A 25,707-nucleotide genomic window follows, 5' to 3' on the forward strand; every position below is an offset into this window, starting at 1 on the left:
GCGCCACCTGCTGACCGCGCTCACGACCAAGATTGCGAGTCGGTCGCGCCACAACACGCGCGACGCAATCCTCAGGGCGCTTCGACCTCGAAGACCTGGCGCAGATAGCTCAGGTAACCGGGATCGTCGCACATGGTCTTGCCCGGCGAATCGCTGAGCTTGGCGACCGGCTGGCCGTTGCAGCGGACCATCTTCAGCACGATCTGCAGAGGCTCGGGCCCGAGGTCATTGGTCAGGTGTGTGCCGACGCCGAACGACATCCGGCAGCGGCCCTTGAAGTGCGCATAGAGCTGCATGACCTTGCCGATGTCGAGGCCATCGCTGAAGACGAAGTTCTTGCTGCGTGGATCGACACGATGGGCGGTCAGGTGCGCGATCAGCTTCTCGCCCCACTCCACCGGATCACCGGAGTCGTGGCGCATGCCGTCGAACAGCTTGCAGAAGTACAGGTCGAAGTCGCGCAGGAAGGCGTCGAGCCCGATGACGTCGGTCAGTGCGACGCCGAGGTCGCCGCGATACTCCTGCGCCCAGCTGTCGAAGGCCGCGACCTGGGAGTCGCGCAGGCGCGGGCCGAGTGCCTGGAAGGCCTGCAACCATTCGTGCGCCATCGTGCCCTGTGGCACCAGGCCGTACTTGCGTGCGAAATGCACATTGCTGGTGCCGAAGAACTTGTCGCCCAGTTCGTCGCGCAGATGCGGGATCAGTTCGTCGTGCCAGGCCCGCGAGTAGCGCCGCCGGGTGCCGAAGTCGGTGATGATGCAATCCTCGAACCCCACCGCATCGCGCAGCAGCGCGGCCTTTTCGCGCAGCCGGCGCAGGCCCTCGGCGCTGTCGGCCAGCCCCTGGGTCTCGCGGAAATAGACCTCGTTGACGATCGCCAGCAACGGCACTTCGAACAGGATCGTGTGCAGCCAGGGACCGGACAGCTCCAGCTCGATCTCGCCGGGCACCTGCGCCGACGCGCGCAGCGTCACATGCTTGCGCTGGAACTGGAACAGCGACAGGAACTCGACGAAATCGGGCTTGATGAAGCGCAGGCCGCGCATGTAATCCAGCTCACCGGGGGTCATCCGCAGCGTGCACAGATGATCGATCTCGGCCGAGATCGCATCGATATGGCGCGCCAGGTCGATGCCCGGAGACCGGCAGCGGAACCGGTACTGCGCATGCGCGGCCGGATGCTGGTGCAGCACGGCCTGCATCATCGTGAACTTGTACAGGTCGGTATCCAGCAGCGACTCGATCACCGGCATGGCATCACAATCCTCAGGTTTTCATGCACTGGCGCAATACCGCCAGCGGGAAACGCAGCCAGATCGCCAGCCAGACGCCGACGATGGTCATCCATCCCCGCCCCGGCGCCTCGAAGCGACTGAAATAACGCCACAGGCCACGGTGCTTGTGCCATTCGACGAACAACGGTCGCGACCGGCTCGATACGCCGCGCAGGTGCAGCACGCTGATGTCGTTGGCCACCGCGATCCGCGCACCGGCACCGCGCGCGCGGCGGCACAGGTCCAGGTCCTCGGCATGCAGGCGGTAGCCCTCGTCGAAGCCGCCGATGCGCTCGAACAACGTCCGTTGCATCAGCATCACGGCGCCCGAGATCGCCTGCACCGGCTGCAGGGCCTGCGCGGTGTCGACGGGGATCGACAGGTCGCGTGCCTGCGGCGAGCGCAGCATCCGCGCGAAGTCCGGATCGCGCCGGCGCGCCGCCGGATCGTGGACCCCGTGCTCGTCGACCAGGTCGGTCCCCAGCAGGATCTCGCCGCCAACGGCCTGGGCATGCGCCCGCAACCGCGCCAGTGCATCCGGCGCGGGCATGCAATCGGGATTGACGAACGCGAGCCAGTCGGCATTACTGTCGCGCGCGCCCTGGTTGCAGGCGACCGCGAAGCCGGGGTTGTCGGGATTGCCGATGAAGCGCACGCGCGGATCGGCGACCGCGTGCCGCTGCACGATCGCCAACGTGCCGTCGTCGGACCCGTTGTCGACCACCCGGATCTGCACCACGGCCTCGCTGGCGCGCAGGCATTGCAGGCAGTCGTCGATCGTGGAGACGCTCTGGTAGCTGACCACGACCACCGCGACGCCCACCGTCGTGGACTCAGGCAGGCCTGTCATCGCTGCCGGTCGTGTCGTGCATGCCATCCGTGCTGTCTCCATCGGTGTCCGTGTCCGCCTGCGCAGCATCCTGCGCCCTGGCGTCATGCCCGCCTGCCGCGTCGGTGTCTGCTGCCGCAGCGTCGGCCTGCTGGAACAATTCGCGCTGGCGATGCGGCGCATCGATATCGGCCAGCATCGACGTCAGCAGCGTGCGTGGGTTCTGCAGCGGATCCTGCATCAGGAACGTCGCCAGCCGGGCATGCCAGGTCGGCCAGCGCACCGCCAGCGCATCCATGTCTCCATCGAACGGCCCGCCTTCGCCACAGCGCGCGACGAACGCGGTCTCGCACAGCACGTTGCGCCAGCCCAGCCCCGCCATCCGCAGCGAGAGGTCGATCAGCGCGGCGTACCAGGACGCATAGCTCGACGCATCCAGCCCGCCCGCCTTGCGCCGGGCATTGCCGCGCAGCATCACCGCATGGGCCACCGCCGACGGCAGTTCCGGATGGCGCGGCGGCATCAGCGCACAGGCGCGCCCCAGGGCATCCAGGTCGGCAGGCATGTCGTTGACTTCGCCGATCCTCGGCCAGGCCACTGCTTCACCGGCATTGCACCACGTGGTCGCGGTGGCGATCGCCGCATCGCGCGAGAAGCACGCCGACAGCTGCATGGCCCAGCCCGGCGCGGGAATCGCATCGGGCGCCAGCACGATGACGTCGGCATCGCCGCAGGCGGTCAACATTTCGTCGAGATGCGCCACTTCGCCAATCCTGCGCTGCCGGCGTGTGTAATCGGCCTGCACTTCGGTCCGCGCCAGCCAGCGCTCGATGATCGCCAGCGCGCGCGGCCCGGCCTGCGCGTCGTCGGCCAGCCAGACCCGTGCACGCGCGGGCAGGCTGCCGTCGAGCGCGGCCAGGCAGGCGTCGAGGGCGTCGTCGTCGACCCCGACCGGAAGCAGCACCACGGGCAGCTCAGACATCGGTCGCCCCTGCGATCAACGCGGTCAAGTCAATGGGGCTTCTGTTGCAACGGCTCGAGGGCACGGAAACGACGGCCATATTCGTTGGTCAGGTTGCTGGCCTCGTCGGCATTGCGGACGATCGTCGCGGTGATCAGCACGATGGTTTCGCGACGTCCGGTCTTGGACAACTGCGAGCCGAACAGGCTGCCGAGAATCGGGATCCGGGAGAGGCCCGGAATGCCGGACGAGCCACGCTCGACGCTGTCGTCGATCAAGCCCGCGAGCATGATGGTGTCGCCATCCTGGGTCGCGGCCTCGGTCTTGAGCTTGCGCGTGCTGATGCGGAAGTTGCCGTTGCTGTCGGCGGTGCCGGTCGGCGAGCTGATCTCCTGAACGATGTCCAGGAACACCACGCCGTCGCGGGTCACGCGCGGCCGCACCTTCAGGATCGTGCCGGTTTCCAGGTATTGCACCTGGGTCAGGCTGGTATCGCTGCCGAGGATGGGATTAACGCTGGTCGACGACACCGGGATGCGGTCGCCGACGTTGAACGTGGCCTCGGCGTTGTTGCGCACGAACACCGACGGCGTCTGCAGCAGGCGCACGTCGGTCACACGGTCGAGCGCGCTGATGATCGCGGCGGCATCGTTCTTGACCAGGGTCCAGGCCAGGCCCGGGCCGGACACGCCACCGATGCTGCCGGCCAGCGAACTCCAGCGGCTCGGACCACCATCGCCAGGCGACGGGAACGGCCCCAGGCCGTTGTCGTTCATCGCGCGCTCGAGGAACCAGTTGACGCCGTATTCCAGGTCGCCGTTGAGCTGCACCTGCGCGACCTGCGCTTCGATATGCACCTGCAGCGGCATCACGTCCAGCCGCTCGACGACCTCGCGGATCGACTTCCACGCCGACGAGGTCGTGCGCACCAGCAGGGTATTGGTCTCGTCGACCGCGGAGACGCCGACACGGTCGCCGCCGACTTCAAGGCTGACCGCACCGGATCCGCCCTGCACCGGGTTCAGCGACAGCGAGCCGCTGCCGAGACCACCGGTATTGCCGGTGCCGCTCATGCCGGTGTCGGAGCTCGCACCGTCCGAACGGCTGCCGTCGCCGCCCAATGTGTTCGAGGTCAGCCCCGGCATCAGCGTATTGCTGCCGTCATTGCCGCCGCCGCTGCGGCTGGCGCTACCGAAGACTTCGGCCAGGCGCTGCGCGAGCTCCTTGGCCTTGATGTACTTGAGCTCGTACGAATACAGGCGCGCGTCCTGGCCGGCCCTGTCGATACGCTCCAGCCAGTCCTGGATGTCGTCGAGATAGGCCGGCTGCGAGGTGATGACCAGCACGGCGTTCGCCCCTTCCAGCGGCATGAAGCGGAACATGCCGGCGACCGGTGAATTGCTGCGCTCGCCGAACACCTTTTCCAGGTCCGCGACGACCTTGGTGGCCTTGCCCGATTCCAGCGGGAACACGCCGACCGACATGCCCGACAGCCAGTCGACGTCGAAGATCTGGATCGTGCGCAGGTAGTTTTCCAGCTCGGCGCGCGTTCCCGAAACCGTGATGACATTGCGGCCGCCATCGACGCTGACGATCGCGCCCGGCCGCGCGTACGGTTTCAGCAGCTTTTCCATTTCGGCGGCGGCGATGTACTGCAGCGGCACCACGCGCGACTCGAACCCGCGCGCATTGCTGGCAGACCCCGTGCGCGGCGCGATGGTGCCGGTCGCCAGCGCGGTTTCGGCCGGCACCACGCTGTAGCGGCCGTCGGAGTAGATCAGCCGTGCGTTGTTCCAGCCCAGCACCATCTCCAGCACGCTCAGTGCCTGCGCCGGAGTCACCGGACGCGAGGTCACGTAGGTGACGGTGCCCTGTACTTCCGGTGCGATGACATAGTTCTGCCCCAGCATGTCGCCGAGGATCGCCTTGACCACGGCATGCACCGACTCGCCTTCGAAATTGAACGTCGCCTCGCCACTGGTGCCGCCGATGTTCGACGGCGGCGCGGCGGCGGCCTCGCGATTGATCATGTTGCCGGTGCCGCGCCGGATCTGCACGCGCGGGCCTTCGTCGGTCTCCAGCGTTTCCGTCTTCACGCCATCGGCGCCCGCCGCATTCGAGGAGGCGTCCGTCCTGACCGGTGCCTGGCTGCCGCGATGCAGCTGCGGCACGGGGGCCGAGGCGCAGCCTGCCAGCAGGATGGCCAGCAGGGCCGGCACGGCGGATTGCGCGAACTGTCGATAGGTCATGGGCACGGAGTCTACGGTGTCTTGTTCTGCGGATTGGCCGAAGCGTCCTGGCGCAGCTTCGCCCGGCGTGCTTCGATGCGCTTGCGGATGGCTTCGACCTGCTCTTCGGTGCTGCGCGCCGGATCGACCGACATCGCGGCCTCGGCGTCCTGTCCCGGTGCCGGCACGACCGCGGCGGGCGGTCCGCCATCGGTGGCCGACGGCGGCGGCATCGCCTGTACGGGCATCGGCGTTGCGACCGACGGGGCCGGGCCGCCCTGGCCGGGCGGCATCCCCGCCATCGGTGCCGGACGGCTGATCGCGGTGGGCGCCTGCCCTCCGGTGCCGTCGAAGTTGCGCAACTCGAGCGTGCGCGGACCGTCGGGGCCGTTGAACACCGCGCTGCGCGCCGACACCGAGTCCAGCACCCAGCCCGGAGCCGAATCCGGCGCACCGCCGACCTTGACCCGCGCCGGCAGGCTGCCGTCGGCGGGGGTCAGGATCACCATGTCCAGGCCCGGCGTCTTCAACACGCTGGTCAACACGAAATCGAATCCACCGCCCTGCTCCATCGCCGCGTCGGCATTGATCAGGAAGGGCTGCGGGCGCCGGTCGTTGGTGAACATCGGGCGGGCGCCGATCTCGGCGTACTGCTGCAGTGGCCCCAGGCGCTCGGTCGCGGCGGCCGGCATGGCCGGCAGCGACTGGCGCTGCGAGGGATCGTCCTGCAGGCGGTTGATGCGCCCGCCCATGCCGAACAGCGACAGCGCCCAGACCAATACCGCCCAACCGGCGATGGCCGCGTACAGCCAGGTCTTGGCGGCGGACGCATCAACGCGCATTGGCGGCTCCCGGCCCTGCGGGCGCAGGCGCGGCATTGGGCGCAGCAGCAGACGCCGGCACGGGCCCGGCCTGCAGGTAACCATAGAGGTCGAAGCTCGCATCCAGCCCGCCACCGCTGCTGCCGGCGTTCATGCTGGTATAGCGCTGCGCGAGGATGTTGAGGTTGTCGACGAACAGGCGCGGACGCCCGCTCTCCAGCGAATGCAGGACCGCGGCGAGCTCAGGGTTTCCGCAATTCAGGCGCACTTGCACCGCCGCGCGCGGAAAACGCTCGGGCCGCGGATCGGTCAACGGCGAGCGGTTGGTGATCGCACAACTGCGATTGCCGGGGCTGGCCTCCAGCACCGCGGTCTCCAGCCGCTGCACCAGCGCGGCGGTCGCCAGCTGCACGTTCGATTCGATCATGAAGCCGGGCACGTCGGCGGTGGCCGCACGCGCGGCTTCAAGACGCTTGGCGACCTCGGGGGCCTGCTGCAGTTGCATGCGTGCGCGCAGATCGCGTTGCTGCAGGCCATCGATGCGCGCGTTCACCTCCAGCATCGGCGCGGTCCACCACGGATGCACCAGCACCAGGTAGGCCAGCGCCAGCACGCCGGCAAGGATCGCCAGCGCCAGCCAGCGGTCGCGCCGCAGGTCACGGCCGGCGGACTGCATTGGCGGCCTCCTGGGGAGCGGCCTGCGCGGCAGGCGGTTGCGCGACGGCCAGTTCGGCCACCAGCGTGAAGCGGTCCATCCGCGTCATCGGATCGGGCTGCAGCGCGCCGGCCAATGCCGGCGAACGCCACAACGGCGAGCCTTCCAGGCGGCTCACCAGCGACGAGGCTTCCGAACTGAGTCCGATCATCAGGATGCGATCGCCTTCGATCGAGAATTTTTCCAGGTAGGTCGAATCGGGCAGGCGCCGGGTGATCTCGTCCATGACCTCGACCACGGTCGGACGCGCCGCCCGTACCGACTGCAGGAAGGTGGTGCCTTCGACGAGGTCGATGACCTTGCGCTCCTCGCCGGCGACCACCCGTGCCTTGTCGACCTCGGCCGCGACCTGTCGTTCGAACAGATCCGCCGCCGCGTTGCGATTGGCGAGCATCTGCCACATGCCCGCGGCCAGCGCGAGCACGGCGACCAGCAGCAGCACCAGATGTTTGCGCCGCGCCGGATCGTCGCGGCGTCGCTGGCGCGCCACCGGCAACAGGTTGATGCCCAGGGGCAGGCCGTCATCGCCTGCGACATCGATGCCCGCCAGCGTCGCGGCCAGCGGACCGATCCCGGCCAGCGCCGCTTCCAGCGTCGTCTTCGGCACCACCACCAGTTCGACATCGACCTGGCCATCGCTGCGTCGCGCCAGCACGCGCGCATCGTGCGCGACGTCGGCTGCGGAGAAGGGTGTCTGCCGGTCGATCTCGAATGCGAGCACATCGCGCAGGCGTTCGACCGCCGCCTGCGGCAGCGTCAGCCGGCGGCGCAATCCTGCCTGCGTGGGCAGCACCAGCCAGCGCGGCACGTCGGCAAGCCGTGGCGGCAACTGCGCCGCCAGCAGGTCCTTGGCGATGGCCGGATCTTCGATGCGGACCTGGCCGAGTCCCGTGCGCACCTGGCCGCGCACCAGCGCCAGTTGCAGGGCCTCGTTGCCGGACTGCAGCAACAGGCGCTGCGGCAGCAGGCCGAAGGCATCGCGGGTGGCATCAGGCAGCCAACTGGCCAGCGCGCCAGTCCACCAGCGCCAGAACTCGCCCATGCGGGGACGCAGCGAGCGTTCGATCAGGCGCAGCCGGCGCGACGCCGCCTGCGATGCGGCGCCGGACTCTGCGGGTGATTGTTCGACCGAGGCGTTCATCGCGGCGACGCGCCTTCCTCCCATCTGAGTACCGTGAATGCCGATCCTGGCACTCCACTGGCGCCATTGCGGACCACCGCCCGCAAACGACCTTCCCGACCATCGGGCAGGCGCGCCAGGCACTCAATACTATACGTGCCGCTGCCGGCCCCCAACTGGGCGAACTCGTCCGGCTGCGGAGGACGTTCACGTGTCGACAGGACCTGCGCGGCATCGACGCCCATCGCGGTCAGCACGCCCGCGGTGGCAAAACGCAGGTCGGGAATCGCAAGCCCGGTATGCACGGTCAGGTCCGGTCGCAGGCGCTCGTACAGTTCCGGGGTCATGCCCAGCACCAGCTCCAGCTCGGCCACCGACTCGAAAGGCGCATCCTTGGCGCCGTACGGCAGGCCAGCCGCCGCATACTGCGGATCCTCGGCGCCGCCCTGGATCTGTCCGGCGTCATCGCTGTCGCGCCAGTCGGCGATCGCGGCCGCCAACGCATCAGCCTGCGCCTGCTCGGCGCCGGCGGCACGCAGCAAGGCGGTCAGCAGCGGGATGTCGGCGCCATTGAGGTCGATCTTCCCGGATTCGTCGAAGATCTTCACGCTGACATCGGCGTCGGCATAGCGCCATGAATAAGGGCGACCATCGGCCAGCCAGCGCACGGCCGGATCATCGTCGGACACGCGCGTCATCGCATATTCCAGGCCGGCGCGGGCCGCCTGCTCGGCGACCACGCCCTGGCTCAACACGCGCGCCTGCATGTATTCGATGCGTGCCGACACCGCGAACGCACCAATCAGCGCCGCCAGCAACGCGATCAGCCACAGCACCAGCATCAGCGCGGCGCCACGGCAGCGCTGCCGCGCAGACCCCGTGTGCCCACCACGACGCTGTCCGCGCGCGCGCATCACAGGACCGTCGCCGGCCCGCGCTGCGGCAGGTTCACCAGCATCGGTGGCCAGCGGCCACCCGACGCACTGATGATCTCGATCGACACCTGCAGCGGCAAGGTATCGACGGCTTCCCAGCGATCGCTCCATTCGCCGATCGCGTTCTGCGGGTCCAGGCCGCGATAACGGATGCGCAATTCCAGCAGGTCGCGCACCAGCGGCTCCGGCGGACGCGGCGCGGCTTCCGCGACCACCATGCCCGCGAGCACGGTCGAGAACGAGACCACCAGCCGCGACTGCCCGTCGACGGCCTGCACGCCGATGTCGTGCAGGCTTGGGCCACCACGACCGAGATAGTTCGGCAGGTCGGCGACGAAACGGATGCGATCGGGCTCGCCGACGAAACGCAGGCTGCGACCGGTCTCGGGATCCTTGGCGAAGGTGATCGGCAGCGCCGACGACAACCGGCGACGCAGGAAGCCCTCGACCGCGCGCATGCGCTCACTGCGTTGTGCGATGTCTTCCGCGCGCTGCGCGCTGACGGTCGCGGCACGCAGCGTCGCGAACGCAAGCGCGAGGCCGGCCGCCAGCACTGCGGTCGCCAGCAGCACTTCGATCAACGTGAAGCCACGCTGCGCGCGCGACAACGACGGAGATCGCACCAACGACATGGGGGAAGAACGCAAGCGCGTCGCCATGCGATTCACAGCGACATGCCCCCGGCGTCGGGCTGGACCAAGCGCAGCGTGCGCACCTGCAGCCGTTGCGCAGGCCCGCCCTCGCCCCATTGCAGCGTCAGCTGCAGTTCCAGCAGGCGCGGCGCACCGCCCCCCTCCACGATCTCCGGCGGGCGCTGGTTGTCGACGAACGGCTGGACGTCCAATTGCCAGCGGTAGACGCCGCCATCGAGCTCGCCTTCGCGATGCCCGGGCTGCAACACTTCGGAGACGCCGATATCGGCCAGCAACGACTGCGCATGCAGGGCCGCGCGCCCGCCATCGGCGGACTGCCGCACCTGGCGCACACCGCCCGACAGGGTACCCAGCAGCAGCGTCAACGCCAACGCCAGCACCGCGAACGCGACGATGACCTCGATCAGCGTGTAGCCGCGCTGGCGTACGCCTGGCGGTGATGCAGGCGATGGCGCGACGCGACGCACGCGCGTCATGTCCGCGGGTCCGCGTTGCGCACGCTGACATCGCCGATCAACCAGCCCACCTCGATGTTCCAGGCGGCATCGCGGTAGCGCAGCTGCACGCGCCCGCCGGTCGAGGCGCCATCGCTGAAGAACATGATCGCGCCGGTGCCGGACGCGGGCTGCACTTCCCGGGCACCGGTGAACACCACGTCGATCCGCGACGGGACGCCACCCTTGTCGTCGGTGGTGGTCGTCCAGGCCCCGGCGACGGGATCGATCGCGAAGCCCTGCGGTTGACCGGTCGCGATCGCGCGCGCGCGCGCATGCCGCAACGCGGAGGCGATCTCCTTGGCCGACGACCGCAGCTGCATGCGCTCGATGCCGCCGGTCATCGCGGTGCCGGCAAGCACGCCGATGATGGCGATCAGGGCCATCACCAGCATGATCTCGAGCAGCGAGAATCCACGCTGGGCGCAGCCGCGCACGCGCGCGCGGCCTGAAACCTCCAGGCCTTGCACGTCATCCAGGCAGCCGACGCGATGCATGCGGGCTGCGGAACGGATCGCTCCGTTACTCGTAGCGGATATCGCCATCGACGCTGCTGCCGCCGGCCTTGCGGTCCGCGCCCAGGCTGATCAGGTCGAAGCGCTGGCTCTCGCCGGGTGCGCGGTACTCGATCGGCGTCTTCCAGGGGTCGACGATGTCGTCGGCCTTCGCGTACGGCCCCAGCCAGCCGCTGATGCTGCCCGGCTGGCGCACCAGGTCGTCGAGCGTCGCCGGCAGCGTGCCGGTGTCCATTTCGTACTGGTGCACCTTCTGCGCCAGCGTCTCGATCTGCGCCGAGGCGAGGTTGTACTTGGCCTTGTCGCTGCCGCCGAGGATCTGGCGCGCCGCGAACGTCACGATGCCGCCGATCAGGATGGTGACGATGATGATTTCCATCAGGCTGAAACCCGACTGCAGCGCACGCCGCGAACCCGAGACCAGGCGCTGGCGGACCGCGCGATGCGGGATGGCCACGGTCGGACGGGCCACGGTCGGGCGGGAAGGCGTGCGCACCGGGCGCGACGAGGAAGCACGAAGGATGGCCATCGGATCACCTACAGGGAGTTGGTCAAACCATAGATCGGGATCAGCACCGCGAGGATCACCACGCCGACGATGGCCGCCAGCACGACGGTGATCACCGGCACCAGCGCGGCCAGCATGCGGTCCAGCGCCTGCCCGGTTTCCTGCTCGAAGGTGTCCGCGGTCTTGAGCAGCATTGTATCGAGCGCACCTGACTCCTCGCCCACCTGCACCATCTGCAAGGCCAGCCGGGGAAAGCGCTTGCCCTTGCCCAGCGCCGTCGACAGCCCGACGCCGTTCTTGACGTCGTCGGCCGCGGCTTCGACGTCGGCCGACAGCGCGCGGTTGCCGATGACGGTCCTGCCGATGCCCAGCGCGGTCATCAACGGCACGCCGTTGCGCAGCAGGGTGCCCAGCGTGCGCGCGAGCCGCGCGGTCTCCAGGCGCGCGACCAGCGGCCCGACCAGCTTGCGCTGCAGGATCCAGGCATCGAAACGGGCGCGGAACCCCGGCTGGCGCAGCCGCCGCTCCAGCCACCACAGCGCCAGCACCGGCACGGCCAGGATCACGATCCACCAGTCGCGCACGAACAGGCCCACGCCCAGCACCAGCCGGGTGAACCAGGACAGCTCGGCGTCGAAGCTGTCGTACATCGACGCGAACTCCGGGACGACGTAGCCCATCAGGAACATCAGCGCGCCGCCGACCACCAGCAGCAGGATCGCGGGGTAGATCAGCGCATTGACCACGCGTCCGCGCAGCAGCCGGCTGCGTTCGAGGTATTCGCCGAGCCGCTGCAGGGTCTCTTCGAGACTGCCGCCGGCCTCACCGGCCCGCACCATGTTGATGTAGAGCCGCGAGAACGTGCCGTGCTGGCGTTCGAGCGCCGTCGACAAGGAAATGCCGCTGCGCACCGCGTCGCGGATCTCGGTGACCGTGCGCTTGGCCGCGGCATCCTCGGGCAGTTCGAGCAGGATCGTCAGTGCGCGATCGAGGGGCTGGCCAGCCCCGAGCAAGGTCGCCAGCTGCTGGGTGAACTGCACCAGCCGCTGGCCGGAAAAAGGCTTGGGCTTGAACAGTTGCCGCCAGGTCGATTCACCGCCGGCATCGCCTGCAGGCCGCGCCTCGACCGGCAGGTGCCCCTGCTCCTGCAGGCGCGACACGACTTCGGCCTCGCTGGCGGCCTCCATCTGGCCTTCCAGCGATTCGCCGCGGGTATTGAGTGCCTTGTAGCGGAACAGCGGCATCAGCGCAGCAACGTCCCGTCGTGCAGATGCCTGGAACCGGTCGTGGCATCGGGACCTGCCGCGCGGCAGGCGGAACGCGTCCATCGGCAGCGTACGGACAGACCGGACGCACGCCCCTCGCCCGTCGCCGGTTCAGCGATGGGCCGCGTCACGCATCCTCCGTCACACGCAGCACTTCCTCGATCGTGGTGACGCCCTGCAAGGCCTTGGCGATGCCGTCCTCGTACATCGTGCGCATGCCGCCTTCGCGCGCGAGCTGTTCGAGCTCGCCCATGCCGGCATGGCGCATCACCGCCCGGCGCAGGGTATCGCTCATGACCAGGAACTCGACGATGGTCGTGCGTCCCAGGTAGCCGGTCGGCGCGATGGCCGACGGCCGTGGCCGGAACAGCGAGATCTCGCCCTCGGGCTGGAAGCGGCGCAGGCCGAACTTCTCGATTTCCTCCGGCGACGCCGGATAGCGCTCGGCATGCGTGGGCTCGAGCTTGCGCACCAGGCGCTGGGCGAGGATGCCGTTGACGGTTGAGGTCAGCAGGTAATCCTCGACGCCCATGTCGAGCATACGGGTGATGCCGCCCGCGGCATTGTTGGTATGCAGCGTGCTCAGCACCAGGTGGCCGGTCAGCGCCGACTGGATCGCGATGCGCGCGGTTTCCAGGTCGCGCATTTCGCCGATCATGATGATGTCCGGGTCCTGGCGGACGATGCTGCGCAGCGCGTTGGCGAAGTCCAGCCCGATCTGCGGCTTGGCCTGGATCTGGTTGATGCCCTCGATCTGGTACTCGACCGGATCCTCGACGGTAATGATCTTGACGTTGCTGGTGTTGAGCTTGCTGAGCGCGGTGTAGAGCGTCGTGGTCTTGCCCGAGCCAGTGGGGCCGGTCACCAGCAGGATGCCGTGCGGCTGCTCGAGCACGCGCTGGAACTGGGGCAGGAACTGGTCGGTGAAGCCCAGCCGCTTGAAATCGAAGACCACGGTCTCGCGATCGAGCAGGCGCATCACCACGCTTTCACCATGCGCGGTAGGCACGGTACTGACGCGCAGGTCGAGCTCCTTGCCCTGCACGCGCAGCATGATGCGTCCGTCTTGCGGCAGGCGGCGCTCGGCGATGTTGAGCTTGGCCATGATCTTGACGCGGCTGATCACGGCGGCCGTCAGGTTCGACGGCGGGCTCTCGCCATCCTCGAGCACGCCATCGATGCGATAGCGCACCTTCAGTCGATTCTCGAAGGGTTCGATATGGATGTCGGACGCGCGCAGCTCGACCGCGCGCTGGATCACCAGGTTCACCAACCGGATCACCGGCGCTTCGGAGGCGAGGTCGCGCAGGTGTTCGACATCGTCGAGATCGCCGCTGGTGTCACCATCGGCGGTCTCGATGATCGCGCCCATCGCGCTGCGTCCCTGCCCGTGCCAGCGCTCGATGACGTCGCCGATCTCCGAGCGCACGCCGACCAGCGGCTGCACGCCACGACCGGTCGCGAGCCGGACCGCGTCGAGCGCATAGGCATCGTAGGGATCGGCCATCCACAACTGGATCAGGCCGCCCTGCTCGCCGAGCACGCAGACATGGAACTGCTTGAGGAAGCGCACGCTCAGCGCCTGCGCATCGGGCTGCGATTCCGGTGGCGCCGTCGGCAGGTCCTTGACCGACACCAGCGGCAGGCCCAGCGTCTGCGCGCAGGCCTCGGCATGGTCGCGTTCGGAGACCAGGCCCAACCGCGACAACAGGCCCAGCAGGCTGCCGCCGGTATCGTCCTGCAACCGGCGCGCACGCGCGAGGTCGACGTCCTTCAGCTGGCCCTTGGCCACCAGCGCGGCCACAACGCGATCTTCAGGCGTGCCGGGCGCGGGCGTGGTCGCATTGGCGAGGGTGTCGGCGCTGGCGTTCACAGCCTGGATTCCCTGGAGGAAGGACGACTTTAGCAGCTTGCACGGAGCGCACAGGGAGGGTCCCTCCGGCAGCCCGCCGCCCGCATTCTCCCGCGACCAGGGTGGCCGCAGCATCCGTGCGCACGTCTGTGGCATGCGCCATTCATGTTGCGGGCATCGCATGCGATCGACCGCGAGCGGCGACGGGCCCCGTACGGGATCCCTCGCGATGCACGGCGGACGCGGCCGCCGGCCTCAAGCAGCGGCGATCAGGCCGCCCTTCACGCGCCATGGCGATGCCATGACGCGTGCACAGGCAATGCGCGGCTCAGCCGACCCAGGTGCGGGCGCTGCGGAACATGCGCAGCCACGGCGATTCGCCGCTCCAGTCCTTCGGCGCCCAACTGAAGTTGGCCGCGCGCAGGGTACGTTCGGGATGCGGCATGAGGATCGTGACGCGGCCATCGTCGCTGCAGACGCCGGCGATGGCATCGGTCGAACCGTTCGGATTGGCCGGATAGTGCTGGGTGGCCTGGCCGTCGCCATCGATGTAGCGCACGGCGGCATGCACCGCGGCGCGATCGGCGTCGTTGTTGAACGCGGCACGGCCCTCGCCATGCGCCACCGCGACTGGAATCCGCGACCCCGCCAGCCCACGCAGCAGCACCGATGGCGATTCCACGACTTCCAGGAAGCCCAGTCGCGCTTCGTACTGCTCGCTGCGGTTGCGCAGGAACTGCGGCCAGTGCGCGGCGCCGGGAATCAGTTCCTTGAGCTGCGACAGCATCTGACAACCATTGCAGACGCCCAGCGCGAAGCTGTCGTCGCGCGCGAAGAACGCGGCGAAGTCGGTCCGCAATGCCTCGCGTTCGAGGATCGAGGTCGCCCAGCCACGGCCGGCGCCGAGCACGTCGCCATAGCTGAAGCCGCCGCAGGCGACGAAGCCCTTGAACGCGTCCAGGCGCACGCGGCCGGCAATCAGGTCGCTCATGTGCACGTCGTAGGCCTCGAACCCGGCCTGGTCGAACGCGGCCGCAGTCTCGGTCTGGCTGTTGACGCCCTGCTCGCGCAGGATCGCGACCTTCGGACGCACGCCGGTATGGATGTACGGGGCGGCGATGTCCTCGGCGGGATCGAAGCTGAGCCTGGGACGCAGGCCGGGCGCATCGAAACGGCTGGCCTGCTCACGCTCTTCGTCGGCGCATTCGGGGTTGTCGCGCAACGCCTGCATCGCATGCGTCACCGACCACCACGCGCCGAACAATTCTTCCCAGCGCCAGTCGACCAGGGTGTCGTCGCCGTCGAGCACGCGGATGGCCGGCGCCGAGGTCGGGCGCGCGATGCGCTGCGCGCATTCGATCAACCCATGCCGCGAGACCAGGTCCGCGAACTCGGCACGATCCTCGACCGCGATCTGGACCACGGCGCCGAGTTCTTCCGAGAACAACGCGCGGAACACGTCGTCGGTGCGGTCCTCGCCCCAGCCGTCGAGCAGGATGTCCAGGCCGCTATGCGCGCAGAACGCCATTTCGCACAGCGCCGCGAACGCGCCACCATCGGAACGGTCGTGATAGGCCAGCAACAGGCCGGCCTCGCGCGCATCGGCGATCAGTTCGAAGAATGCCTTGAGCCTTGCGGGGTCGTCGAGATCCGGGCAGGCGCCGCCGAAGGCGTCGAAACACTGCGCCAGGATCGATCCCCCAAGGCGCTGCTTGCCGGCGCCCAGGCCGATCAGCCACAGCTCGGTGTCGGGGTCGCGCGAAATCTGCGGCGTCAGCTGCTGGCGCACGTCGACCACCGGCGCGAACGCGGTGATGATCAGCGACACCGGCGACACCGACTTCTGGGTCGCGCCGTCGGCCTGCCATTGCGCCTGCATCGACAGCGAATCCTTGCCGACCGGGATGCTCAGGTCGAGCTGTGGGCACAGCGCCATGCCGACCGCGCGAACCGCGTCGAACAGCTTGGCGTCCTCACCGTTGTGGCCGGCGGCCGCCATCCAGTTGGCCGACAGCTTGACCCGGTGCAGGGTCTCGACCGGCGCGGCGCACAGGTTGGTGATCGCCTCGCCGACCGCCATGCGGGCAGCCGCGGCGGAATCGATCAGCGCCAGCGGCGTGCGCTCGCCCATGGCCATCACTTCGCCGGTGTACCCTTCGAAGCCCGACAGGGTGATCGCGCAGTCCGCCACCGGCAGCTGCCAGGGGCCGACCATCTGGTCGCGCGCGGTCAGGCCGCCGACGGTGCGGTCGCCGATCGTGACCAGGAAGTTCTTCGCCGCCACGGTCGGATGCGCGAGCACGCGCAGGCCGGCTTCGCGCAGGTCGATCGCACTGCTGTCGAGACCACGCCAGCGCGACGGCGCCGGACGCGAGGTGTCGCGATGCATCTTGGGCGCCTTGCCGAACAGCACGTCCATCGGCAGGTCGATCGCGAAATCGCGCTCGACCGGCGAGGGCTGCCGGGCGATGCGCTCCACCGTGGCGCCATAGCCGACGACCAGGTGCTCCTCGGCCGTGGCGGTGCCGACCACCGCGAACGGGCAGCGTTCGCGCGCGCACAGTGCGGAGAATTCGGCGACCCGGTCCTGCGAGACGCCCAGGACGTAACGCTCCTGGGATTCGTTGCACCACAGCTGCATCGGCGACAGCGATGGATCGTCGCTGGGCACGGCGTCGAGATCGATGATGCCGCCGACGTCGGAGTCGTGCAGCAGTTCGGGGATCGCGTTCGACAGGCCACCCGCGCCAACGTCGTGGATCGACTGGATCGGATTGCGCTCGGCCAATGCGACGCAGGCGTCGATGACTTCCTGGCAGCGGCGCTCCATCTCAGGGTTGTCGCGCTGTACGGACGCGAAATCCAGATCCTCGGCGACATCGCCGGACGCGACCGAACTGGCGGCACCACCGCCCAGCCCGATCAGCATCGCCGGGCCACCGAGCACGATGACCGCATCGCCGGGCGACAGCCTGCGCTTGGCGACCATCGTCCGGTCCATCGCACCGAGGCCGCCGGCCAGCATGATCGGCTTGTCGTAGGCGCGGGTCAGGCGACCACCATCGGCGGCCGTGCCCTCATCGAGCTCGAAACTGCGAAAATAACCCAGCAGGTTGGGACGGCCGAACTCGTTGTTGAACGCTGCGGCGCCCAGCGGGCCGTCGAGCATGATGTCGAGCGCCGGCGCCATCCGCGGATTCAGCGGCCGGGCGTTGCCGCTGGCGTCTTCCCATGGTTGCGGCAGGGTCGGGATGCGCAGGTGCGAGACGCTGAAACCGCACAGGCCGGCCTTGGGCTTGCCGCCGCGACCGGTCGCGCCTTCGTCGCGGATCTCGCCACCGGCGCCGGTACTGGCGCCTGCGAACGGAGAGATCGCGGTCGGATGGTTGTGCGTCTCGACCTTGATGCAGAACGCGCCGTCGAGCTCGGTTTCGGCGCGATACTGGCCGGACACCGGATCGGGACGGAAACGCCGGGTCACGTAGCCTTCTACGACCGCGGCGTTGTCGCTGTAGGCCGACAACGTGTGCTCTGGCGTGTGCGCGTGGGTATTGCGGATCATCCCGAACAGCGAGTGCTGCTGGGATTCGCCATCGATGGTCCACGAGGCATTGAAGATCTTGTGCCGGCAGTGCTCGGAATTGGCCTGCGCGAACATCATCAGTTCGACGTCCGCCGGATCGCGCCCGAGTTCGGCATAGCGCGCCCGCAGGTAGTCGATCTCGTCTTCGGCCAGCGCCAGTCCCAGCCGCGTATTGGCCGCGGCCAGGTCGGCCAGCGCAATGCGCTCGAGCGCGCCACGCACCGGCGGGACGAACAAGGCCGACGCCTCGTCATGCGAGGCCAGCAGCGACTGCGTCATCGGGTCGTGCAGCGCCCGGGTCAGCGCGGCCTGCGCCTGCGCGTCGTCCGGCCAGCCAGCCAGGTCGAGCCGGGTGCCGCGTTCGACACGGCGCACGCCGATCCCGGCGCCGCGCAGCAGTTCGGTGGTCTTGCTGGCCCACGGCGAGATGGTGCCCAGCCGTGGCGCGACGTAGCGCGAGACCGCGTCGTCAGCCCGGGCGGGCGCAGCGGCACCGGCCTGCAGCGTACGCTGCAGCACCGTGGTGTCCGGCTCGACGCCAGGTGCGGGCTCGATCCAGTAGACGTGCCAGGCACCGACCACGCGGACCGCAGGTGAGAGGGATTGCAGACGGGCTTGCAACCGTTCGCGGCGGAACGGTGACAGGGCAGGCATGCCCTCGAGGACGATCATGTCCGAGCGGAACCGGTTTTCGGGGGACGCCATTGTACCCAATGCCCCGCCCAATGACCCGCCTGTCGTGACCTGCCTCCGGGGACCGGCCGGCAGGTCGTCGAAACCTCAGAACCTGTTCACGATCTGTCGCGAGCGCAGTCAGGTGGCGCGTGGCGTGCATGCCAGTGAAGAGCAGGCAGAAAGCGCAATGTACGTGCTGGCACATGAGCAACCGAGCACCGCACGCGCGCCAGATGGCAAGCGCAGCAAGATCGCGACCAGGTTCTCAGCGGCTGCCTGCCGCCGAGTCCGAGGCGGGGGCCTGTTCGGCCAGCCCGCGGAGCGCATCCTCGAGCGCGGCCGGCGGCATGTAACCCGGCATCTGCACGCCCGACTCGGTGACGATCATCGGTGTCCCGGCCAGCCCGACCCGCTGCCCCAGCGCGTACTGGGTCGCGACCGGGTTGTCGCAGGTACGGCTGGGCAGCGCCTTGCCGTTCTTCGCATCGGTCAACGCCTGCTTGCGGTCGGACGCGCACCACACCGCCACCATCTGCCGGTAGTCGTCGCTGTCCAGGCCCATGCGCGGGAAGGCCAGGTATTCGATCGCGATGCCGCGCTTGTTGTACTCGGCGATCTCCGAATGCAGGCGACGGCAGTAACCGCACTCGACATCGGTGAACACCGTCACGGTGTACTTGGGGTTGGCCGGCGCGAACACGATCCGGTCCTCGCGCGGCACCGTCGCCAGCAGCTTGCGCCGCACTTCGGCCAATCCATCCTGGCCAAGGTCCGTGCGCGCGGCCACGTCAAACAGGCTGCCCTGCAGCAGGTACTTGCCGTCGTCGCTGACATACAGCACCTGCCCGGCGACGATCACTTCCTGGAAGCCCGGCAGCGGTGCCTTCGCGATCCGGTCGATGACCACGTTCGGGCTGATCGACAGGATGGCCTTGCGGGCGCGGTCTTCGGGTGTGCCTGGCGCGGTGCTGACCTCGGAGATCGCAGTGGACGGCTGCGCGGCATCCGCACTGTCGGCGACCTTGGTCTCCGCGGGCTGCGCGCAGGCACTGAGACTGATTGCGCCAAGCAGCGCAAGGGCGTATCGCATGGGAACAATCCTGGGTCGAGCCCGGCTTGCGGCCGGCATGGGCGGGAACGCCGCATTGTCGCATAGCGCAACTGGGCCGCCTTTGCGGGGACGAAGCGGGTGCGCTTGGGGTTCAGGGCGTGGGAACTGGCTTAAGGGGTGGTGGTGTGGCGTGGGTTGGGGGCTGGGCGCGTCTTGCCGTTTTTGGTGTTTGGGTGACGGGCGCGCGCGACGTATGTGATGGCCAGGGACGACGGAGACCGATACCGCTGCGATCGGGATTGCCGCGGCCGTCCCTGGCGCAAGACTTCTGACTCCGGATAGCCCTGCCCCGCCATCCATGTCAGGACGTGACCCGGCCTGCGAACCTGTGGTTCGCCAACAGGCCGAGTCACCCACCCCGGCGTAGCACGCCGGGCGTTCGCACAGCCCGCGCGGCATGCCGCGCCCTGGACACCGCGCGGTCGAATGGCGGATGGTCTGGGATCATTCATTCCTGCGCATGCCCGGCCCGGCGTAGCACGCCGGGCGTTCGCGCAGCCCGCGCGGCATGCCGCGCAAACGGGCTGCGCTCACCCCCTGGGATGATGGGTTGCGTGGAGCTGCTTGAGCTTTTCGCGGGCGACCAGCGTGTAGATCTGGGTCGTCGACAACGAGGCATGGCCCAGCAGCATCTGCAGCGCGCGCAGGTCGGCGCCGTGGTTCAGCAGATGGGTGGCAAAGCTGTGGCGCAACCCGTGGGGGCTGACGCGTGCGGGGTCGATGCCGGCCACGGCGGCATAACGTTTGACCAGGCCCCAGAACTGCTGGCGAGTCGGCGCATCCGCACCCGCCGTGACGAACAGCGCCGACAGCGCGCGCTTGCCGACCAGCAGCGGCCGCGACTGCGTCAGATAGCGTTCGAGCCAGTGCTGCGCCTCTTCGCCCAGCGGAACCAGACGCTCCTTGCTGCCCTTGCCGGTGACGCGCAACACGCCCTGACGCAGGTTCAAGGCCGTGGCCGGCAGCTCGACCAGTTCGCTGACGCGCAGGCCGCAGGCATACATCAGCTCCAGCATCGCGCGGTCGCGGATGCCGAGCGGCGTCTCCAGGTCGGGCGCCGACAGCAGCGCGTCGATCTCGCGCTCGGCCAGCGCCTTGGGCAACGATTGCGGCCGGCTGGGCGGCTCCAGCAGAGCACTGGGATCGTCGGCACGCTGGCCGTGCCGGCGCAACCACGCATAGAACGCGCGCAGCGCCGACAGCAGGCGGGCATTGCTGCGCGGCGAATAGCCGCCATGGGTGCGCCAGGCGAAGTAATCGAACAGAGCCGCGCGATCGGCACCCGCGAGACCGCCGCCGGCCCCCTCGCGCCAGCGCGCGAGACCTTCGAGGTCGCGGCGATAGGCATCCAGCGTCTGCCGGGCCAGTCCGGATTCCGCCCACGTCGCGTCCAGGAAGCGATGGATCACGTCGGCATCGGCATCGCGCAGGTGCGGCAGGCGCATGCTGCGCATCCTGCGATCGGCGGGGGTCTGGCTCATGGCCACAGCTTATCCGAGCCACGCGCAGCAGTTATCCTTGCGCGCATGACGCCATCACCCGACACCGAGACCCACACATCGCCCCGACCGTGGATCGGTTGGCGATGGCTGGCCCTGTTCTACGACCTGTGGCCGGTGCTGGCCATGTGGTTCCTGCTGTCGGCCGTGTTCGCAGTGACCTATACCTACTTGGGACACCACGACCCGCGCGAGAACATCGCCCCGTTCAGTGGCCTGCAATGGCTGCTGTGGCTGGGGTGCTGGGTGATTGCCGGGCTCTACGCCACGCTGAGCTGGCGCGGCGGCGGCCAGACCTTGGGCATGCGTCCCTGGCGGATCCGCGTCATCGCCGTCGATCCCGGGGCAACGCCGGGCTGGCGCGCCCTGTGGCTGCGTTACGCGGTCGGCACCTTGTCCGTGCTTGCCGGTGGCGCGGGCTTCTGGTGGGCCTGGTTCGACCGCGATCGCCTGACCTGGCACGACCGTGCCAGCGGCACGCGGGTGATCAGGACGCCGAAGCGCGGCGAGCTTTCGTAGGGCATCTGGATCGGGCGTTCGCAGGCAGCGCGAACTGCGATCGATGCGCTATCGGCAATTGGCTACTGCGCTTGTCCGGCCCGGCGTAGCACGCCGGGCGTTCGCCTCACCTGCGCGGCATGCCGCGCGATGCCGTCGCGCGGTCGGTCGATGGGTTGATTGGGACGATTCGATAACCCGCCCGTCCGGCCCGGCGAAGCACGCCGGGCGTTCGCAGGCGGCGCGAGCCAATGGCTCGCGAGCGCCGCCTGCTCACCCACTCCGCTTGCGGAAGAGGGACCAGGAGACGATCAGCATCAACGTCGGCGGAATCAGGTACGCCAGCCGGTAATCGAACTTGTAGACCGCGGCGAGCTTGACCACCTGGTTCTGCACCAGCCAGAAGCCCAGTGCGAACACGATGCCGATGAACAGGCGCTTGCCCAGCGTGCCGCTGCGCAGGCTGCCGAATGCGAAGGGGATCGCTGCCAGGCAGAGCGCCAGCACGTTCAACGGGTAGAACCAACGGGCCCAGTAATGCTCCTGGAATTCGCTGGCATCAAGCTGGTTGCGTTCGCGGTATTCGATGCCGCTGCGCAGGTCCTTGGCCGACATGTAGCGCGGTCGCCAGACGTTCCTGGCGTTCGCCGCCAGCGCGGCCGCATCGAGCTGCGAGGCCCACTGCTCTTCCATGACTTCGGTCTGGGTCACCGAGCGTTCTTCGAACCAGGTGCGCTTGACGTTGCGCAGCATCCAGCCGGTGCCGGCGCGATGTTCGGCGATCGCGGCATGCGCGATCGATTCCAGCCGTCCCTCGGCGGAGAACTCGAACAGCCGCACATCGTTGAGTTCCAGCCAGTGCTTGTCGCCTTCGTGGCGCTCCTGCCCGTTCTGCGCGTTGAGGAAGGTGTCGCCCTCGCGCGCCCACAGGCCGGAATACTGCGCGACGATCATGTCCTTGGAGCGCGCCATCGACCGCATCGTATCTGCGCTGCGCTGCGCCCAAGGTGCCAAGGTCTCGCCATTGATGATCATCAGCCCGGTCAGCAGCACCAGCGGCGCGGCCACCGACATGCTCAGGCGGCGACGCGACAGGCCCAGCGCGCGCATCACCGTCAACTCGGAGCTGGCCGCGATCTGGCCCAGGCCCATCAACGCGCCGATGACCGCCGCCGTGGGGAACATCGTGTAGGCGCGGCGCGGCAGGCTGTGCGCGATGTAGTTCAGCACGCCGACGAAGCCATAGTCGCCCTGGCCGATGATGCCGATCTCGTCGACGCCGGCCATCACCGCATCCAGTCCGACCAGCACCGCCCAGGCCAGCATCACCGTCACCAGCACGACGCGGGCGATGTAGAGGTCGTGGATTTTCGGGAACGGCATCATGCGTTGCGGTTCCCGATGCGGACGCGCAGCGGCGGTCGCTTCATGCGCCCATCACTGAAATACAGCCACGCACCGAACGCCAGCAGCGGCAGCGTCAGCCACCACATGCCGAGCAGCACCGGGATCTTGCCGCTGACGATCCAGTCGGTGCCCAGCAGCATCAGGTTCATGCCGACGATATAGGCCAGGAAGCCGATGACGATGCGTCCGTAGCGCGCCTGCCGCGGCGGGCTGCGCGCCAGTGGCACCGCCATCAGCGCGAACGCCAGCGCGATCAGCGGCGGCGAGATCCGCGAATGCAGCTGCGCGCGCGCTTCCACGCGATCGTCGCCCAGCAGAGCCAGCGTCGACAGCCGCTCGGCGGACTCGTCGTCCTGCTTGTCCTCGGCATTGGGCAGGCGCAGTTCGTTGTTCACGTAGCGCATCAGGCGGAAATCGCGCCCGCCATCCATCGGCCCCTCGACGCGGAAACCGTCGTCCAGGCTCAGGTAGCGTTCCGCGCCTTCGACCGCCAGCGCGCCGGTCTGCGCGGTGGTGATGTCCATGCGCCCTTCATCCTGGCGATAGACGAACACCCGCCCCATGCGCTCGCCGTCGCCGGACAGCGCATTGACGTAGACCACGCCCCCGCCGCCCGGCAGTTCCACGAAGCGGCCGGCCTCGAGGCCTGCGACCAGCAGACTGCGGCTGCCTTCCTGGATCAGGCGATAGGAGTAATCGCGGGCCCACGGCCCCAGCCACAACGAGCACAGCCCGATGAAACCCACGATCGGCAGCACCAGCATCAGCACCGGGCGCAACAGGCGGCGCGGTCCGATGCCGATCGAGGTCAGTACCGGCATCTCGGAATCCCGATACAGGCGCCCCACCCCCAGTAACAGGCCGAGCATCAGGCCCAGCGGCAGGATCAGCGGCAGGTAGTTCAGCACCTGCAGCCCCAACTGGGACAGCATCAGGCCCGCCGGCACCCGTCCGCTGGCGATATTGCGCAGCACGTCGGCGAACACGCCCCCCAGGCTGACGATCATCAGCACGACCAGGGCAGCGAAGGTCGCCTGGGCGAATTCGCGGAACAGGTAGCGGTCGAGTTTCTGCATCCGGCGGGGTTGCCTTAAACTTGGGGTTTCGTCCAGCGGCGCCGCGACGGCGTCCTACAAGACATGTGAAGGCCGGCTCCCGAAGGGAAGCCGGGCCGTGCTGGACCCGAGATTGTACTGATCACCCTATGGAATCTGGTCGATGTCCCTCGAATTCACCCTGAACCGCGATCTTCCCGCCTACGCCGCCACCGATTGCGTGGTCGTCGGCCTGTTTGCCGACAACAGCCTGACGCCTGCTGCCCAAGCCATCGACACCGCCTCGGGCGGCCAGCTGAGCGCCCTGGCGAGCCGCGGCGACGCCAGCGGGCGCACCGGCAAGACCTCCCTGCTGTACGACCTGCCCGGCGTGACCGCGCCGCGCGTGCTGGTGGTCGGCCTGGGCGACAAGGCCAAGTTCGCGGTGCCGCAGTACCTCAAAGCGGTTGCCGACGCCGTGCGCGCGCTGAAGACCGGTCCGGTCGGTTCCGCGCTGCTGACCCTGTCCGAGCTCACGGTCCCCGGCCGCGATGCCGCCTGGACGGTCCGCCAGGCCATCATCACCGCCGACCATGCCGCCTACCGTTACACCGCCACCTTGGGCCCGAAGAACAAGAAGCGCAACGAAACCGGCCTGAAGGCGCTGTCGATCAGCGCCAGCGACGAAGCCGCCGTGGGCCAGGGCAAGGCGATCGCCGCCGGCGTGCAGTTCACCCGCGAACTGGGCAACCTGCCGCCCAACATCTGCAACCCGGCCTACCTGGCCGAACAGGCGCAGACCTTCGCCGCCCGCTTCGACAACGCCTCCTGCGAGGTGCTGGACCAGCAGCAGATGGAAGCGCTCGGCATGGGCTCGCTGCTGGCGGTCGCCCGCGGCTCGGTCAATGCGCCCAAGCTCATCGTGCTGAAGTGGAGCAACGGAGGCGACGCCAAGCCCTACGTGCTGGTCGGCAAGGGCATCACTTTCGATACCGGCGGCGTCAACCTGAAGACCCAGGGCGGCATCGAGGACATGAAGTACGACATGTGCGGCGCCGCCAGCGTGCTGGGCACGTTCGTGGCCACCGTGGGACTGCAGTTGCCGATCAACCTGGTCGTCATCGTGCCGGCGGTCGAGAACGCGATCGACGGCAACAGCTACCGTCCGTCCGACGTCATCACTAGCATGTCCGGCAAGACCATCGAAGTCGGCAACACAGACGCCGAAGGCCGCCTGATCCTGTGCGACGCGCTGACCTATGCCGAACGCTTCCAGCCGCAGGCGCTCGTCGACGTCGCGACGCTGACCGGCGCCTGCATGGTCGCGCTGGGCCGTCACGCCTCGGGCCTGATGAGCAAGCACGACGACCTCGCCAGCGAGCTGCTGGCGGCTGGCGAAAGCGTGTTCGACCGCGCCTGGCGCCTCCCGCTGTGGGACGAGTACCAGCCGATGCTGGATTCCAACTTCGCCGACGTCTACAACATCGGCGGCCGCTGGGGCGGCGCGATCACCGCCGGCTGCTTCCTGTCGCGCTTCACCGAAGGCCAGCGCTGGGCGCACCTGGACGTTGCCGGCACCGCCAGCGGCGAAGGCAAGCTGGCGTACGCGACCGGCCGTCCGGTCGGCCTGCTGAGCCAGTGGCTGCTCGACCAGGCGAAGGCCTGACCCGTCCGGAGCGCCTTCGGGCGCTCCGCTCCGCCTTCACGGCGCGCACCGCCCTATCGCGCGT

At 68.6% G+C, this 25,707-nt stretch carries 20 protein-coding genes and 1 pseudogene; 2 read left to right on the forward strand and 19 right to left on the reverse strand.

All coding sequences use genetic code 11. The features are described 5' to 3' along the window. Positions 1-71: 71 nt before the first annotated feature. From pncB to xerD, 17 genes and pseudogenes are all read right to left on the reverse strand, one after another. A complete protein-coding gene (gene pncB / locus ACYX7E_RS11280) occupies positions 72-1,253 on the reverse strand; it encodes a nicotinate phosphoribosyltransferase (RefSeq protein WP_462080679.1) in 1,182 nt (393 codons plus the stop codon). 13 nt (positions 1,254-1,266) lie between these two features. Next, positions 1,267-2,124, reverse strand: coding sequence for a glycosyltransferase family 2 protein (locus ACYX7E_RS11285; protein ID WP_462080680.1), 858 nt, complete (start codon positions 2,122-2,124; stop codon positions 1,267-1,269). A 133-nt stretch (positions 2,125-2,257) separates the two neighbouring features. Continuing rightward, a pseudogene (locus ACYX7E_RS11290) lies at positions 2,258-3,085 on the reverse strand (glycosyltransferase family 2 protein); the annotation flags it as partial. A gap of 29 nt (positions 3,086-3,114) precedes the next feature. Beyond that, the gene (gspD, locus tag ACYX7E_RS11295) at positions 3,115-5,313 is read right to left on the reverse strand and encodes a type II secretion system secretin GspD (RefSeq protein ID WP_462080681.1); all 2,199 of its coding nucleotides are present in this window, start codon (positions 5,311-5,313) and stop codon (positions 3,115-3,117) included. Positions 5,314-5,324: 11 nt separating this feature from the next. Further along, entirely contained in the window at positions 5,325-6,134 is an 810-nt protein-coding gene (locus ACYX7E_RS11300) for a type II secretion system protein XpsN (RefSeq protein ID WP_462080682.1), read from the reverse strand. Further along, on the reverse strand, positions 6,124-6,789 hold the full coding sequence (gene gspM, locus ACYX7E_RS11305) for a type II secretion system protein GspM (RefSeq protein WP_462080683.1): 666 nt from the start codon (positions 6,787-6,789) through the stop codon (positions 6,124-6,126). The genes ACYX7E_RS11300 and gspM overlap by 11 nt, the downstream gene beginning before the upstream one ends. Continuing rightward, on the reverse strand, positions 6,770-7,969 hold the full coding sequence (locus ACYX7E_RS11310; RefSeq protein WP_462080684.1) for a PilN domain-containing protein: 1,200 nt from the start codon (positions 7,967-7,969) through the stop codon (positions 6,770-6,772). Before ACYX7E_RS11310 ends, gspM begins: the two co-directional genes overlap by 20 nt. Next, positions 7,966-8,862 (reverse strand): type II secretion system minor pseudopilin, encoded by an 897-nt coding sequence (locus ACYX7E_RS11315; RefSeq protein ID WP_462080685.1) that lies wholly within the window; start codon positions 8,860-8,862, stop codon positions 7,966-7,968. The genes ACYX7E_RS11310 and ACYX7E_RS11315 overlap by 4 nt, the downstream gene beginning before the upstream one ends. Next, positions 8,862-9,491, reverse strand: coding sequence for a prepilin-type N-terminal cleavage/methylation domain-containing protein (locus tag ACYX7E_RS11320; protein ID WP_462080848.1), 630 nt, complete (start codon positions 9,489-9,491; stop codon positions 8,862-8,864). Before ACYX7E_RS11320 ends, ACYX7E_RS11315 begins: the two co-directional genes overlap by 1 nt. A 56-nt stretch (positions 9,492-9,547) precedes the next feature. Beyond that, positions 9,548-10,012, reverse strand: a complete 465-nt coding sequence (xpsI, locus tag ACYX7E_RS11325) for a type II secretion system protein XpsI (protein WP_462080686.1) — start codon at positions 10,010-10,012, stop codon at positions 9,548-9,550. Next, positions 10,009-10,527, reverse strand: coding sequence for a type II secretion system protein XpsH (gene xpsH, locus ACYX7E_RS11330; protein ID WP_462080687.1), 519 nt, complete (start codon positions 10,525-10,527; stop codon positions 10,009-10,011). The genes xpsI and xpsH overlap by 4 nt, the downstream gene beginning before the upstream one ends. Before the next feature lie 25 nt (positions 10,528-10,552). Next, positions 10,553-10,924 (reverse strand): type II secretion system protein GspG, encoded by a 372-nt coding sequence (locus tag ACYX7E_RS11335; RefSeq protein WP_462080849.1) that lies wholly within the window; start codon positions 10,922-10,924, stop codon positions 10,553-10,555. A 158-nt stretch (positions 10,925-11,082) separates the two neighbouring features. Continuing rightward, positions 11,083-12,297: a type II secretion system protein XpsF gene (xpsF, locus tag ACYX7E_RS11340; RefSeq protein ID WP_462080688.1), complete on the reverse strand. Its 1,215-nt coding sequence runs from the start codon at positions 12,295-12,297 to the stop codon at positions 11,083-11,085. Positions 12,298-12,445: 148 nt separating this feature from the next. Then, a complete protein-coding gene (gene gspE / locus ACYX7E_RS11345) occupies positions 12,446-14,191 on the reverse strand; it encodes a type II secretion system ATPase GspE (RefSeq protein ID WP_462080689.1) in 1,746 nt (581 codons plus the stop codon). Between the two features lie 307 nt (positions 14,192-14,498). Continuing rightward, on the reverse strand, positions 14,499-18,458 hold the full coding sequence (purL, locus tag ACYX7E_RS11350; RefSeq protein ID WP_462080690.1) for a phosphoribosylformylglycinamidine synthase: 3,960 nt from the start codon (positions 18,456-18,458) through the stop codon (positions 14,499-14,501). Positions 18,459-18,693: 235 nt separating this feature from the next. Continuing rightward, entirely contained in the window at positions 18,694-19,518 is an 825-nt protein-coding gene (locus tag ACYX7E_RS11355; RefSeq protein WP_462080691.1) for a DsbC family protein, read from the reverse strand. 551 nt (positions 19,519-20,069) lie between these two features. After that, the gene (xerD, locus tag ACYX7E_RS11360; protein ID WP_462080692.1) at positions 20,070-21,020 is read right to left on the reverse strand and encodes a site-specific tyrosine recombinase XerD; all 951 of its coding nucleotides are present in this window, start codon (positions 21,018-21,020) and stop codon (positions 20,070-20,072) included. A gap of 45 nt (positions 21,021-21,065) precedes the next feature. On the opposite strand from xerD, the gene ACYX7E_RS11365 reads away from it, so the two are divergent. Continuing rightward, entirely contained in the window at positions 21,066-21,557 is a 492-nt protein-coding gene (locus ACYX7E_RS11365) for an RDD family protein (protein WP_462080693.1), read from the forward strand. A gap of 252 nt (positions 21,558-21,809) precedes the next feature. On the opposite strand, the gene lptG is transcribed toward ACYX7E_RS11365, so the two are convergent. Both lptG and lptF read right to left on the reverse strand, forming a co-directional pair. Next, positions 21,810-22,922: an LPS export ABC transporter permease LptG gene (gene lptG / locus ACYX7E_RS11370; protein ID WP_462080694.1), complete on the reverse strand. Its 1,113-nt coding sequence runs from the start codon at positions 22,920-22,922 to the stop codon at positions 21,810-21,812. Then, on the reverse strand, positions 22,919-24,019 hold the full coding sequence (lptF, locus tag ACYX7E_RS11375; protein WP_462080695.1) for an LPS export ABC transporter permease LptF: 1,101 nt from the start codon (positions 24,017-24,019) through the stop codon (positions 22,919-22,921). The genes lptG and lptF overlap by 4 nt, the downstream gene beginning before the upstream one ends. 142 nt (positions 24,020-24,161) lie before the next feature. Here lptF and ACYX7E_RS11380 point away from each other — a divergent pair, with 142 nt between their 5' ends. After that, positions 24,162-25,643, forward strand: a complete 1,482-nt coding sequence (locus ACYX7E_RS11380) for a leucyl aminopeptidase (RefSeq protein ID WP_462080696.1) — start codon at positions 24,162-24,164, stop codon at positions 25,641-25,643. The last annotated feature ends 64 nt before the right edge of the window (positions 25,644-25,707 follow it).

Source organism: Luteimonas sp. RIT-PG2_3, from assembly GCF_054902115.1.